The following is a 12,960-nucleotide window of genomic DNA, read 5'->3' as shown; positions in this document are numbered from 1 at the left end:
AAATCTATATAAATCCTTTAAGTGAAGTCAAGAGGAGCAGTTATTTGTCTGTTTTAGCCACCAAAAAGCGTTTTACTAAACCCTCTAAAGCTCACTCGCAGCGAAGTCGGGTAGTAGAGTTCCCCAATCTACGGCGAAATGCGCCATTTGAGACGAAGATCGCAGAACCCGTATAGAGCGATCTATGTCAAAATCGAAATCACAAAACGACGGTAGTATCGAACTGGAAAACTACGTCCGCAGCCTCAGCGAGACGGAAGGTGTTCACAGCATCGCAGTGGCGAAAGAGTCTCTGCTCGAAGAGGGTGCACTCATCATCAAGGTTCACGCTGATCTCTCAGACGTGGGTTCAGTGGATGACCAAAAGCGCCTTCAGTTTGCAGGGGACCAGACGCAGGCAGTCGTGTACCTCGAGTCCTGGGGAATGGGAAGCCCATTTGAGGTTCCCATCTTCCTAGAAGGGCAAGTCGCAGTGGAAGACGGCGTCAAGTTCCTCAAGCAGTATGCTCGAGACCCAAAAGAAGCGAACTTGTACGACCTAGTGCTCAGTGAGGATGAGTAAGGACCCCACACCGCTGTCGCCACCGAAGTACAACAAACTGCTCAAGGCCGCAGAAGAGAGGTCACATCGACACGGATTCACCGTGTACGCTCTCGGCTACACTGGACTGCGCAGTAGTGAGTTCAGTCGCTTGAGCTGTGAATGGCTCGATAGCGAAAAGCAAATGCTCCAAGTCCCGAAGGATGCAGTTAAGGGCATAAGGTCTCGAGTGAGATCGATTCCGCTGTCCGAAGACGGGGTCGAACGGTTCGAGGACTTCTTCACAACACGAAGGGAGGTTGCGATCTCCCCCTCAACGGTGACGAAACGAGTCAAATCAGTCAGTGAAGACAGTCTCTCCGAGAACGTCACCCCTCAAACGCTTCGGTCGACGTTCACAACGCGCCTGCTTCAGACCGAGGTTCCACAATCCGAGATTCGCCAGCTCCTTGGGTACACCCCATCAAAGTGGGATCTAGTACCCGCGGACGGTTACGGAGTCGCTGAAAAGAAGATCCGCAACGGGCTATATTAGCCCACCTCACTACTGGAGTTTTCAGAGTGACCGAGCGAACGTGATCCCTGTGGTCATCCACATCAAGTATACTGATCTAGTTTTTGTTGGCCTTCGATATTTCCGGAGGAAACTTCAGGGATAGATATGCCTAAAATATTGCATTGTTTCTCCACCGATTTTGATTCCACTGACTTATGGCATTTTTGACAGATCGAAATAAGGTTGGTTATATGATTTGCTGTTTTATGTGAACTGAACTCCCCAAATGGGACGATATGATGAACATGTAGGCTGCGGCGGTACTTATCAATATGTTCCTCAACTCCAATACCACATCTCTGGCATTGATTCCCGTCTCTCTGTAGCACTTGCTCCCTCCGCATTCCCCACTCTGGGCCGTAATAATGACCGTCCGAACGGGTGCCATCATCGTACTTTTCTAAGCCAGCAACCTCCTTAGCCTCGTTCCAAGTTTCAAATCGTCTCTTGATCACCCTACCACTAGGTTTGATACCAAGAGAAGCGTATTCACGCATAGTCGGAGACACACCTAGTTGCTCAGCTGCCTGTTTGAGGCCATCAATACAATCCTCTCTTGAGTAAGTAATCTCATGAGAAGAAGGGATAGTTTCGTATCCTAAACTCTGCTTTGCGTCATTCCAAGAACCAAAGACAGTTTTGATTTCGTGAACAGTTGGGCGTATATCCAGGTCCTCATACTCCCGAGTGGTCGGTGAATGTCCAAGTCTTTCGTGGGCCTCTTTTAACGCCTCAAGACAATCTTGTTTAGAACAGGTAACGCTACCGCGAGAATTCAATCCAATCTCAGCCTTAGCATTGACCCACCCCCCGAACTTCTGCTGAAAAACAGTTATAGACGGTTCCAAATCTAAATCCCGGTACTCTTGCTGAGTAGGAGAATGACCGAGTTCATCGGCAGCTTTCTGTAAGGAGTCTAAACAATATTGTTTGGTGTAATTATAGGTCTCAAGCCCTGCTTCTCTCTTTGCTTCGTTCCATCCGCCAAAATATTTCATTATCGTACCCGAGTTTGGATGAATATCTAAGTTGTCGTACTCATGTATATACGGAGAATTACCAAGTTGCTCAGCAGCCTCTAGAAGAGCTTCAAGACACTCTTGTTTCGTGTACTCTCGCTCTGTTCCTGGAGAAAGAACTTCAAGTTCTGCCATCTTCTTCGCTGCGGCCCACCCTCCAAACCGACGTCCAATTGTAGTCGAACCCGGTAGAATATCGAGACTATCGTAATCGGCGCGTGACGGAGATTTTCCAAGTTTCTCAGCAGCTTCTTGAAGAGCATCAATACAGTCTTGGTCACTATAGGTCGATGCTCGCTGGTGAACTTCAAGTCCAACCTCTTCTTTGGCCGAATTCCAAGATCCGCATACATGATGGATCTCATTTGCGCAGGGCCTCAGTTCCAACTCGTCATATTCGCTTTTTGATGGGGACTTTCCTAATTGCTCGGCTGCTTTCCGGAGAGCCTCGTAGCACTCTTCCTGTGAATACCCCATCTATTCTATAATGATATAGTATCTCTACTATCAAATCTTTGCTCGATGAAGAGCGCATGAAGTCGGCTCGTCAACAAAAGGAGTTAGATTACGGACTTCTGTCATCCCTTTTTCTAGTATTAGTAGCGCACTATTCAAGCGAGGGCATAAGAGGCGGCATATGAGCGACGGAACTATCAGCTCCAATTAGAGCTATAGCCCATATAGGTAGCTCAGGCTTGGGATTAACAGCGGAACCGAAGGGATTCCAGATAAATTAGACGCGACCTCTGGCTAGAATTTGAGTTCGATTATCTACGGTGGACAATTGAATTACAGTCGAATCTCGGTCAGGACTTGCGATAGCAACATGTGTTTCGAGAGGTTTCTTCCTTGCTAGCCAGAACAATCGTCTCAAATAGACTTTTAATGTCGCAACTACTTGAGGGGCATAATGAGTGACTCCTCCGACGACGATTATACCCTAGAGCAGGCGAAAGAAGATATAGACATTCTGCGACGCGTCGAGGACGAAACCGTTGAAGCGATCGAGAACGCTAACGAGGAAGCAGTCATCGAATTCTTGATCGAGGACGAAGGATTGGACATCACCCACGATGGCGAACGTGGGCTGGGGAAAGTTCGTCGTGCCGTCCTCGAATCGACCGTTGCATCGGACGAACTCAAGCGCCTAGTTAGCCTTCGCGGTGACGAGACACCGGAAGACGTTCTCGTTCCTCGCGACGTCAAACGGAACGCCCAAGTTGCGCTCGAAGCCGGGAAGCCAGTCGTTCTGTATGGCCCAACTGGAACCGGGAAGACGACCTTTGCAAAGCAACTCGCGCGTGAGACGTGTGTTGGCTATACGCTTAACACCGCTACCCCGTCTTGGACGCCTTCTGACATCATCGGCGGCATCAGTCCTGACTATTCTGGTGACTCGCTGAGCTACCGTACGAAGCTCGGCTGTGTGTCCGAGGCCGTCTAACGTGCTCGCCAGTTAGACGTTGAGTACGGAGTAATTCTGGACGAAATTACGCAGGCAGATATTTCCAAGATTTTCGGCCCGCTCTACACTGCCATCGAGAACCCTTACCAGACGATTTTCGGGACTGACGAGGGCGAGACGGTCGAGCTCGACGAGTACGAGGAGGACAAGCGCCGGCAGTTGTTCAAAGACTGGCTCAACACCCACGTCAGCGGCCACACCGGCCTGGACGAGAGCGAACTCCTCCGGCTCTTCGAGCGCGACTACCAGGGAACCAACCACGGTAACGAGTCAGCCTCGCAGGGAGCGATCATGCGCTTCGGACCAATCACTGGGATACCCCTTTCCCATGTACGACTTGGGTTAATGCCACCACCTGAAAATAGCTATCTTCTTCGATGTATAAGGGCGTATACTCCATGCTGCATAGGAATTGCCAGACACACTCTTCCAATAAGCGACATCAGGAAATTACTCGGTTTAGAAAGGCGCAACGAGCCAGTCCCCCTCTTTTTTGGTCGAGCTGTGGGCCGAAGACCCCTGTAGCGGGTAGAGTTCGTCGTTGTACCGAAGGTCGTAGGTTTTTCCGCGTCGGTGGAACGAACCTTCTACGACGAACTGTACAGTCGGACTCTGGTACTCAAGGTCGTTCGCACGACGGTCCATCGCACGTGCAAGCTCAATTGCCTGATCGCCGTCCGCGAACACATCGCCGAGTCTGACAACACTGACTTTGTCGGGCACGTTGTCCTCGAGACACTCGATGAATTGTTCAACCGGAATCTGGTGATCGAATGTATCGTACTTCCCTTCGATGACGATATTGTATTGCCCAGGAATCTGACCTGAGCCTGCCATTCTTACTTGGAAGTAACCCTCCCGCGTTAAGTAATTGTACTGTCAGTCCTCGTCTTTCGATTCGGACTCTGAGGACAGTCGTGTACCAAGTGGGCGCTGTTTGTCCCGTTGAACATCCTCCTCTTGGACCATTTGGTTCATACTCTTGTCACCAAACTCAGAGACTACCTGACGAACTCGATTTCGGGTGGTTACGAATGAATCATCCAGGTATAGCTTCGTTCGTTCAAAGCCGCTCATATATCGCTCTCCCTTCTCGGTCTCCCTGACGTCACGCGACTGACCCTCTTCGTCAGATTCGAGCATCCCCATATCGAGATAGCGCTGTACCGTTTTCGACAGGCCCTCATCGAACGGTCCACGTTCCTTGACGACGTGTTCGACGTCGGTTTCTTCAGCCTCACGCCGATACCGGTCCAGTAGTTTGTGATATTTCCCTCTGCCCTCAATCTCACCACCAGCTTCGTGCAGCAGTAGAAGTTCCAGATGGTGGTCGTCGTCACTCATAGATATTCCTCCAGGGTCGAGTCTTCGGTTCGAATCCGTTCTAGGGATACGATTTCAGACTCATCATCTCTAAAGTTTGACTGGATACGATCAAGCGGTGATGTCATAATCACCTGAACGTCTGCTTCTCGTAGATAGCGTGCTGCGGCGTCTTGGATGTCTGATTCCAAGTTCGTCAATGGCTCGTCGAGGACCAGTACCTCCCAGTCATGGGCATCCTCGCTCTCTTGAGCGAACTTCGCCAAAGTGAGACCAAAAGCCAGGTTTGCCAGTCGGCGTTCACCGCTACTCAGCCGGTCGTACGACCGGGCCCCCTCTGAACCAGTACCCGGGAATTCCAGTTCTCCTTCTGGCGTGATACCAACGTCCGTCCCCAAATCAGGAGCAATGCTCTTGTAAACCGCTGACAGACGGTCAGTGAATTCTTCCCTGATCTCGTCAAACGCCTCCTGCTCAAGCCGCTCTGCTTCTTCGTCTGCCAGTTCGGCGGACTCGTCTAGTGCGGATAGTAGGTCTCGTCGCCGAGCCAACTTTGCTTCGAATTCTTCTTTCTTGGATTTGGCCTGTTCCAGCTCATTTCGGTGATTCTCCAGCTTACGAGTCGTTCTCTCTTGGAGTTGGTCTAAGTCGTGATCAGCCTGTTTGAGCGCAGTTCTGATGAATTGATTCAGTCCTTCTAGCTCTGGTTCAGATTCCTGCAATTCCGTGATTTCCGCCTTCACCGACGCCAGCTCTTCTTCTAGCTCACTGATCTCATCTTTCAGCTCGTCCACCTGCGTATCTGCTTCATCAACCTTCTCACGAAGCCGTTCACGAAGCTCTGAGAGATCCCGTGGTCGACCGCACTGCGGGCAGTTACTCGGTAATCGATTGCGTGCTACTCGCTCCTCGACCAAGCGACCACAGACAGGGCAGGTGAACTCCTCGATCGCGTCGATGATCAGGTCGTTCACCTCCTGCGTATATCGAGAGGCATCACCGAGCTCTCTGCGCTTTTGTTTGAGAGTATCCTCCAGTGCGCGCCGTTTATCGTATAACTCATCGAGACGCTCAGTAACATCGTCCTTCTTCTGAAGCCGAGCGCTGATACTCTCGATCTCGCCGGAATTGATGAGTCTCTGTAGCTCTTCGATGTCCTCAATCCTGTTCTCGGTTTGCGAGATTGGAAGAGAGTCCAACTCCCTCTCAAGTTGATTGACGCCCGGTCGGTCTTCCCCTCGGCGACGGATCTCTTTCAGATGCTCTATTTCGGCTTTGGCTCTTCGGTGTCGTTCGATTTCAGACTGGTGTTCACTGCTCAGTACGCTTCGTATTCTATTCAGCAACTCATCTCCATCCAGTCTGCTGATCGGTTGGTCTGCTGGGTTCGAGGGTATGAATTGCAAACGGACGGTGTCTTCGGGCCCGATGAATTGTTTGACCCCTTGGGTTGCATCAAGCGCCCCGTCCTCGTGCTCATACCGATGGCGTCGTTCGCGCAGTACCGCGTCTGAGTTATCAAAGTAGGCGGTCACCTCACTACGCTGGCCCGGTGTGACCCCGAACGTTCCCGAACGACCATACAACGCGTAGAGTAGTGCGTTGAAAGTAAGTGTTTTTCCAGACCTATTTCCACCGTACAACAACAAATCTCGACCACTAACGGCTCTCTCGTTGATAACCGGACTTTCCTCGATCGCGAAGTTCTCGATTTTGAGTCTACTGATTTTCATAGTTTTCTTCGTATGGGATTGAGAGCTCCTTCGCCAGCCGGTTCAACTCACGATGAGACCGAACACTCAGCCCTCTGAGGAAGATGATCGAAAGAAGGAGTCCGACCACAATTCCCCGCCATCCGATCGCGAAGTGTCCAGTGATCGGTGCAGCGGCCGCGTTAATGATACCTGCGAGAATGGAGACGTGGTGGCTATACGCCTTCTCATCATAGTCGTCGATCGCGTCCTGTGTTTCTTTCGAGGCAGAATGCCAGAAGTCACGTTCTCCGGTTATCTGGGCGATGGTTTCCGTGGACTGCTTCAGGTTGCCTCCGGCCCAGTAACCGTTCAGCCTGTGGTTCAAAACGACGACCGCGAACATGACGACAAGTGCGGGCACGCCAGCTGCGACCAGAGCTACACGGTCTGAGGTGATCAGTGGGACGTCCCAGTAAAGGAGTACAAACAGAGAATGGAGGTAGAGAGAAACTGCACCCCACCCACCATTCTTCACCTGTGACGGAATTCCCATTCTCCAGACAGACCAATGCACAAGATGATAATAAATATTCTGCATGTTAACATATTCAGCCGTCTATACAGCCGCTCGCCATTTCACGCTCGCAACGGCGGCTCCGATCAACACGGCGAACCCGACACTGATCACAACTTCCTCAAATCCCGATGCAGTGAGGAACTCGTTCAACGGGAACGGTGTGAGCTTCGCGATATAGTAATCGATTGCGACCGACAGAGCCGCGTCTACCGACTGCTTCATGGCGAATGCATTGAGAAACTCCCAGCCAGTCAAGATTCCACTCCCGAAGACGTACATCGGGAACGTATTCAAGAGAACCACCCCAACGAAGTATTTCACCATCCCCGTGTTGTAGCCCATACCCCGTGAAATGTACGGATTATCTAAGTTTTTGTGGTGGTGACGAGGCAATGCCTGCTGTATCCGGCGAAACCGAAGAAGTGAGAACGCGTTAGTAGCTCGTGATGTCGCGGTCCCCGAGCACGCGCGTGTACGTGTCGTCACCGGTCACGTCGGCGAGGCGGCCGGCGAGCTCACGTAGATCGTCGTCGACGCCCCACTTGTCGACGTAATTCTGGACCGACTGGCCCTTCTCGTAGCGGTAGCGGAGGAACTGGAGTTTGTCGAGGTTCGACAGGTGTCACCGTCGCCGTTGACGCGCTTCTGGATGTACGCCTGACGCTTCTCGTTATCCCAGGTGCCGAGTTCGAAGCCGTCGTCCTGGTTGTAGAGGCTCATCTCCTTGAGGTACCCCGGGGCGGCGTTGGTCCCGCGGCAGAGCTTGTTCACGTCGTCGTAGGAGACGTTCGACGTGTCGAGCAGGTCGATGAAGACGTCCTCGACGCCAATGTCGCTGGCCTCCTGGATGATGCCGTAGATCTCTTGGACGACCTCCTTCGCGGACATGATCTCGCCGTCGCGCTGGACCTTCCCGTGGTGTTTCGAGTATTCCCGGAAACAAGCACCCATCTCCATGACACCGATGTCACCGCGGGAGAGTTCACGGTTCTCTTCGAGTTGTTTCCGGGTGCGACGGGCTGTCCGGTAGATGTCGCGGCGGAATGAGCTCCACGAGGCCGGCTCGGTGTCGTCGATGGGGCGGGCGACGACGACAATGTCAAACGTCACTGCTTCCCCCTCGATGAATTTGTTAATATCCGCAGTGATGGGATACGTCGACGTCAATTCGAAGCCGACGTTACAAAGTGATCCGAGGAGATCGCCCCACGACTCGGAGTCACTATGATGATAGGAGAATGTAAGTGTTCCGTCATTCTTGAGTGCGCGTTTCACAACTGAGAATGCCTGTTCGAGTTCAGACTCGAAGTCCTCTGCTGTCTTTTCCAGATATGGATTAGTGACGATAAACTCTGCTCGCGGCGTCTTATCTTGGTCAAACCCGGGATACTCATCTCCGAGAAGAACCTTCTGCCAGACGTAGAAGTAATCGGCCACTTCAGAATAAGTGATATTGTCGTAATAAGGGGGGTTAGTGATGACTCCATCAAACTCGTCCTCATAATCGAGTTTTCGCATGTCCCCTTGGTAGATTTCAGCAGATTCTCCGGTTGACTGTGCAAACTCTGCTGTTTCCTTAGAGTCGCCATCTTCCACGTAACGTTCAGTTGGGGAATTAGCGTATTCGACCCCCGATTTCACCATGCCAAACATCGCACTAAACGTCCCGCTACCCGATTTAGCGTCCCATACGTTATTTTCAACTGGGTATGTTGGTGGTGTGAAGGAATTGTTCCTGAAGAAGTCTCCAATTTTATTATAAGTCGTGTTATAGGACACCATCTTGTTCGTGTAGCGAAGGGACTCGGAAGCCGCTAAAAGAAGATATTCAGAGAGATTTTGATTGTCTACAGAATCGATCGAGCGCAGGAGTTTAGCAAGCGACAATAACTGGCGTTCTGTAAACATATCTTGCCAGCTCTCGTAGCCGTGCTGGAACACGTCGTTACCGCTGACTGACGAAGCCGCAGTTATGGTCCCCTCTGGAATCTTCTCATCGGGAACATACTCATGGAGTTCTTCACTTTCTTCCCACTCTCGTGTGGCTTCATTGTGAAGTTCAATATCGTAGCTCTCTGCCGACTTATAACCCTTGTAGGCGCTCTTATCTACCCCTAGGTCTTCGCAATGTTCACAGTAATACTCCAGAGCATAGAGACGCAAATCAGGAGCACCCTGCTCCTGAATCGCATCTGTAATTGCGTACTTCTGTCCGCAGTCCGGACAGTTGTACTTCCCACCACGCGAGACATTCTCTTCCTTCGGCACGAAGCCGTGCCTGCAGTCATTACAGACACTCTCTGACTGCCAGTCGTCCACAAGCGTTACTTCACCACAGTCTGGACAGAGGACGTTGTGCTTGTCGTCGTTCTCATACCGGCCAGCCGCAACACGGTAGTCTTTGAACAGCGGAACCGTATGTCCACACGAAACGCAGTCCAATTCCTTTACCCAGAAGTCGTACATTACGTCCGCTTCGTGGTCGCCGTTCGGACAGGGTGTCTTGTAGTATTGCTTGATTTCGTCAGCGACGTCCCCTTTCACCTGCTCGAAAGTCGTTCGCGAGCAGCTGATCGACGTGGGTGACCGAACGATGGGCTGATGCCGTCTCACGGCGGGTTTGATACGCTATTCAGCTGATCGACGGTGTCGTTCCTCGTACGCTGCCCGCCACATTGTGTGGACGGTACGCGTCACGAGTGAGACCTCGGTCACGTCGATACAGGACGGTTCGGCGTTCGTTGTCGCGGCCTCGGGCGGCGGGTGGAAATAGATCTCGGGGGAGTGTGTTCAGGTGGCGATCGAAGCGTCAGTTGCCGTCGTCGCTATCGACGTCATGGAACGAATACATCCCCAGTTCGCCCCACTGAATATCGAGCCGAGCGCTCTCAGCGTTGCCGAGCCCATCGCTGCGGCTGATCTGCAGTTCCGTGGGGGCGACGACGTCGTCGTACGCACGCCACTCCGGCCCGTGATCGATGCGCTGTTCGTCGATGACCAGCCGACAGTCTTCGCAGACCGTTTCGACCGCATTCGTGGTAACCCGACCGTCGCACTCGGGACACTGGTTCACACCCGATTCCGTTCGGACGTCTTCGTCGAAGCCAGTTTCGTAGATGTCTCTGGTTGTCATCGTTCTCACCGTGTTTCGGGAACCCGCCAGTACAGCGAGCCCCTCACTCGTTGAGGGGTCAATAAACGCAATCGGGTACGGACGTAGATTAAGCCAGCTTGTAGCTTAGACGAACACGGAGGGGGACTTTTCCCGAAATCAAATTTCAAAGAGGGGTCCAATACCTCTTGTTTTAGAGAACAGTTCTGATAGTGAGATCTAGCTATGGACCGTCACGATCAGCAACTTCACTCTCGAGGACATTAAGAAGTAGATCCACATAGTGCAGGACTTGCATTGCACGCTGATGATCAATCGACTCCTCGTCTCTATGACTCGGCGGATTACGTAGGGCACCGAAACCTCCCGCGTACAAATACATCCAGCCTCTCTTCTCCGCCGCGACATCCGCAAACGTTAGTGGTCCACCGTCCCCACTAAACGCGTCCTGAGCCATCCCCATGCCCGTATTGTCCTGTGAAAAGCCGCCTTCCTCACGGATCCGTTCTTCAAGCACTCGGAAGGCCGTCCGGACACAACTCTGGTAGTGGCCATCAACGTACTCAGGGACAGCATCACTGCGTAGATCTGGGTGTTCCAAGTGAAGGATTGGCTCTTCATCTGTATCCTGGAACAGTTCATCGACCATGTCGAGGAAGGCCATCGCTCCTCTCCTATCCTGCTGCACATGATCTACAGATCTTCGATAGTGCCGTATCTCTCCACGGTGTCCATTTGCGTAAACCTCCAACCGGTGATCATCCACAGTGAACGTGGCCTCCTCAATATCCTCGATGTATCTTCCAAGTCGGCTGTTGAAGCCAGTCCCTGAATCCAAAGGAATCGTAATCGACCGTGTTTGATTATCCTGCTCACGAATATACCGCTGAAGCAACTCCGCTACATCCTGCAAATCGGACCATTCCGAGAAAACGAAGGTTCCACCGAAAGACTGAGTCGGCGTCCCGTCACCGGGATACCGCTCGTGAGTGCTGATGTCAAAACTCTTCTCGTCACTATCCAGCTTCAGGATCGTCTCAATCTGGAAACTGTACTCCTCATCCTCTAAGTCCGCCTCATTCGAATACTGGTCTGAAGTAAATTCGCGAGAAATCCGCATTCTTAGTTCAACAGTAAGACGAGAGGCTAATAGGTGTTCCCTCAGAAGTCAAGTCCGACTGGCAAAGCGTTACCCGACGAAGCTGTCTGAGTAATCCAGTTCGGCGTATTCTGGATTTTCCTCGATAACCTCTCTAGCGAACTGGAAATCATCCATGGGACAAAAGACTTGGCGGTGTGAGTGTTCAACCTGCAGTTTGTTCTGGAAATCGACGTGCTCCTTCTCTGTCAACTCTTCACGCTTCGACTTCACGAAATACTGCCCCGGATCATACAGCGCCAGGACAAGATCAGTACTCAGTGGGACGTGAACCTTGGATCCTGATTGCTTAATCCCTCTCTCCGGATCCGGTTCCGGGTTAATTGGGTTGAAGATCGCTATCGGATGATCTGAGGTCCACAGTGGGTATTCCGTCTTATTCACGAACAGAAACCAGTTCATCCGATACAAAAGGTCTGCAAAGCCTTCGAGAGCGTTCGCAGTTAACTGTGCCTGCCACTGCTTAGCCCCTTCCTCCGTCGTACCTGCTTCCACGGCCATCCGTGCCTCTTCATCTTCGACGTCATCCTCGTCGACAGTCTCCAGCGTGTGCTTCGATGCCTGCTTCACGATCTCCCGGAACTTCCTAGTCCGGATATGCTGGTGGGAAAGGAAGAGGGAGATAACGTACCTCTCCTCAGGCGTTAGAGTGGTGACGTCAGCATTATCCACCAGTTTATCATAAGCCTGTGAGAATATCCCTTCAAAATCCGCGAACTTGTTCTCGATAAACTGCTCGTCAGAGAGGTCATAAAAATACTCTCCCTGCGCAATATCCATCGTGTTAGAGCCAAACACCCTATCCTCCAGCAGATCATAGCAATACAGGTAGTACGGCTCCTCAGTGTTCTCAGAGAACGTGTTCAAGTAAAACCGGGGAACGAAGTGTTGCCTCTTTATCTCACGACTCATATCTTAGGTGACTACGGCTTACAAGCGAATCCGTATAAACGCACCCTCACCCCGACCACGGAGATATCTTGAACAGGAGAACAACGCATTAAATATGGCGTTCCTGGGTATTACGTACGATGCTGGAACAGTTCTCCCTGAAAGAACTCTACCAGTACACCTTCGCAACCAACGAACGAATCGCTAAGAAAGAATCAGGCCTGGGCCCCGACGAACAACCCACCGAGTTCACTGCTTTCTATCACAGAGACCAAGGCGGAGTCGAGAAGGATATTCTGGTACAGGAGGTGAACGAAATCATCGAGGATCAAAATGGGCCCCACTCCTTGAAGACGGATTCGAGCAAGTTGCATACCTTCTCGAAGGCTCGAATACCATTCCTGTTGGCGAAACCAAGGACGGGGAAATCTTCGAGTTTGTAGAAGGCGGTTCGGATGGGCCTGAACCGACGGACAAAGTTCAGATCCAACTCCGCCAAGAATAGTCTACACCTCTCCGGTCTCTAAGAATGATACCCATGAGTTTCCCAGGCATCCTCCGGATCCACTTCACCGTTATCTAACGCATCCCGAATCACGGTAATAGCGCGGTCCGTGTAACGG

The 12,960-nt window shown here is 51.7% G+C and carries 11 protein-coding genes and 4 pseudogenes; 4 read left to right on the top strand and 11 right to left on the bottom strand.

Features of this window, described 5'->3' with window-relative positions:
• The first annotated feature begins 184 nt into the window (after positions 1-184).
• Complete coding sequence (locus BM348_RS18990) at positions 185-562, top strand: hypothetical protein (protein WP_092907465.1); 378 nt, start codon at positions 185-187, stop codon at positions 560-562.
• Complete coding sequence (locus BM348_RS18985; protein WP_092907463.1) at positions 555-1,076, top strand: tyrosine-type recombinase/integrase; 522 nt, start codon at positions 555-557, stop codon at positions 1,074-1,076. Before BM348_RS18990 ends, BM348_RS18985 begins: the two co-directional genes overlap by 8 nt.
• 62 nt (positions 1,077-1,138) lie before the next feature.
• Here the strand turns inward: BM348_RS18985 and BM348_RS18980 are convergent, their stop codons facing one another.
• Positions 1,139-2,593 carry a homing endonuclease associated repeat-containing protein gene (locus BM348_RS18980; RefSeq protein ID WP_092907461.1) on the bottom strand — a complete coding sequence of 485 codons (1,455 nt, stop codon included), beginning with the start codon at positions 2,591-2,593 and terminating at the stop codon, positions 1,139-1,141.
• Between the two features lie 433 nt (positions 2,594-3,026).
• On the opposite strand from BM348_RS18980, the pseudogene BM348_RS22505 reads away from it, so the two are divergent.
• Positions 3,027-3,890: pseudogene (locus tag BM348_RS22505) on the top strand (AAA family ATPase); the annotation flags it as partial.
• A gap of 150 nt (positions 3,891-4,040) precedes the next feature.
• On the opposite strand, the gene BM348_RS18970 reads toward BM348_RS22505, so the two are convergent.
• The 10 genes and pseudogenes from BM348_RS18970 to BM348_RS18930 all read right to left on the bottom strand — a co-directional run bounded on the left by BM348_RS18970 (position 4,041) and on the right by BM348_RS18930 (position 12,358).
• Positions 4,041-4,418 (bottom strand): hypothetical protein, encoded by a 378-nt coding sequence (locus BM348_RS18970; protein WP_092907459.1) that lies wholly within the window; start codon positions 4,416-4,418, stop codon positions 4,041-4,043.
• Between the two features lie 42 nt (positions 4,419-4,460).
• Complete coding sequence (locus BM348_RS18965) at positions 4,461-4,925, bottom strand: hypothetical protein (RefSeq protein WP_092907457.1); 465 nt, start codon at positions 4,923-4,925, stop codon at positions 4,461-4,463.
• Complete coding sequence (locus BM348_RS18960) at positions 4,922-6,637, bottom strand: AAA family ATPase (protein WP_092907455.1); 1,716 nt, start codon at positions 6,635-6,637, stop codon at positions 4,922-4,924. The genes BM348_RS18965 and BM348_RS18960 overlap by 4 nt, the downstream gene beginning before the upstream one ends.
• The gene (locus BM348_RS18955; RefSeq protein ID WP_139231247.1) at positions 6,624-7,151 is read right to left on the bottom strand and encodes a hypothetical protein; all 528 of its coding nucleotides are present in this window, start codon (positions 7,149-7,151) and stop codon (positions 6,624-6,626) included. Before BM348_RS18955 ends, BM348_RS18960 begins: the two co-directional genes overlap by 14 nt.
• 63 nt (positions 7,152-7,214) lie before the next feature.
• On the bottom strand, positions 7,215-7,517 hold the full coding sequence (locus BM348_RS18950; RefSeq protein WP_092907451.1) for a hypothetical protein: 303 nt from the start codon (positions 7,515-7,517) through the stop codon (positions 7,215-7,217).
• Between the two features lie 91 nt (positions 7,518-7,608).
• A pseudogene (locus tag BM348_RS22055) lies at positions 7,609-9,755 on the bottom strand (DUF1156 domain-containing protein); the annotation flags it as partial.
• Positions 9,756-9,784: 29 nt separating this feature from the next.
• A pseudogene (locus BM348_RS22500) lies at positions 9,785-10,131 on the bottom strand (hypothetical protein); the annotation flags it as partial.
• Positions 10,120-10,308 (bottom strand): annotated as a pseudogene (locus BM348_RS21715) (TFIIB-type zinc ribbon-containing protein); the annotation flags it as partial. The pseudogenes BM348_RS22500 and BM348_RS21715, both read right to left, overlap by 12 nt.
• A gap of 202 nt (positions 10,309-10,510) precedes the next feature.
• On the bottom strand, positions 10,511-11,407 hold the full coding sequence (locus BM348_RS18935; protein WP_092907449.1) for a TIGR02391 family protein: 897 nt from the start codon (positions 11,405-11,407) through the stop codon (positions 10,511-10,513).
• A gap of 69 nt (positions 11,408-11,476) precedes the next feature.
• Positions 11,477-12,358 carry a DUF4238 domain-containing protein gene (locus tag BM348_RS18930; protein WP_092907447.1) on the bottom strand — a complete coding sequence of 294 codons (882 nt, stop codon included), beginning with the start codon at positions 12,356-12,358 and terminating at the stop codon, positions 11,477-11,479.
• Between the two features lie 119 nt (positions 12,359-12,477).
• Here BM348_RS18930 and BM348_RS18925 point away from each other — a divergent pair, with 119 nt between their 5' ends.
• Entirely contained in the window at positions 12,478-12,780 is a 303-nt protein-coding gene (locus tag BM348_RS18925; RefSeq protein ID WP_245779543.1) for a hypothetical protein, read from the top strand.
• Positions 12,781-12,960: the final 180 nt, after the last annotated feature.

This window comes from Halostagnicola kamekurae, from assembly GCF_900116205.1.
Classification (GTDB): Archaea; Halobacteriota; Halobacteria; order Halobacteriales; family Natrialbaceae; genus Halostagnicola; species Halostagnicola kamekurae.
This window is presented reverse-complemented; position numbering and strand designations above follow the sequence as displayed.

Bases quoted from the DNA above. Each gene is read 5' to 3' on its own strand.
- BM348_RS18965 (WP_092907457.1), bottom strand. From the start codon at position 4,925: ATGAGTGACGACGACCACCATCTGGAACTTCTACTGCTGCACGAAGCT.
- BM348_RS18960 (WP_092907455.1), bottom strand. From the start codon at position 6,637: ATGAAAATCAGTAGACTCAAAATCGAGAACTTCGCGATCGAGGAAAGT.
- BM348_RS18950 (WP_092907451.1), bottom strand. From the start codon at position 7,517: ATGGGCTACAACACGGGGATGGTGAAATACTTCGTTGGGGTGGTTCTC.
- BM348_RS18930 (WP_092907447.1), bottom strand. From the start codon at position 12,358: ATGAGTCGTGAGATAAAGAGGCAACACTTCGTTCCCCGGTTTTACTTG.
- BM348_RS18955 (WP_139231247.1), bottom strand. From the start codon at position 7,151: ATGGGAATTCCGTCACAGGTGAAGAATGGTGGGTGGGGTGCAGTTTCT.
- BM348_RS18935 (WP_092907449.1), bottom strand. From the start codon at position 11,407: ATGCGGATTTCTCGCGAATTTACTTCAGACCAGTATTCGAATGAGGCG.
- BM348_RS18970 (WP_092907459.1), bottom strand. From the start codon at position 4,418: ATGGCAGGCTCAGGTCAGATTCCTGGGCAATACAATATCGTCATCGAA.
- BM348_RS18980 (WP_092907461.1), bottom strand. From the start codon at position 2,593: ATGGGGTATTCACAGGAAGAGTGCTACGAGGCTCTCCGGAAAGCAGCC.
- BM348_RS18990 (WP_092907465.1), top strand. From the start codon at position 185: ATGTCAAAATCGAAATCACAAAACGACGGTAGTATCGAACTGGAAAAC.
- BM348_RS18985 (WP_092907463.1), top strand. From the start codon at position 555: ATGAGTAAGGACCCCACACCGCTGTCGCCACCGAAGTACAACAAACTG.
- BM348_RS18925 (WP_245779543.1), top strand. From the start codon at position 12,478: ATGCTGGAACAGTTCTCCCTGAAAGAACTCTACCAGTACACCTTCGCA.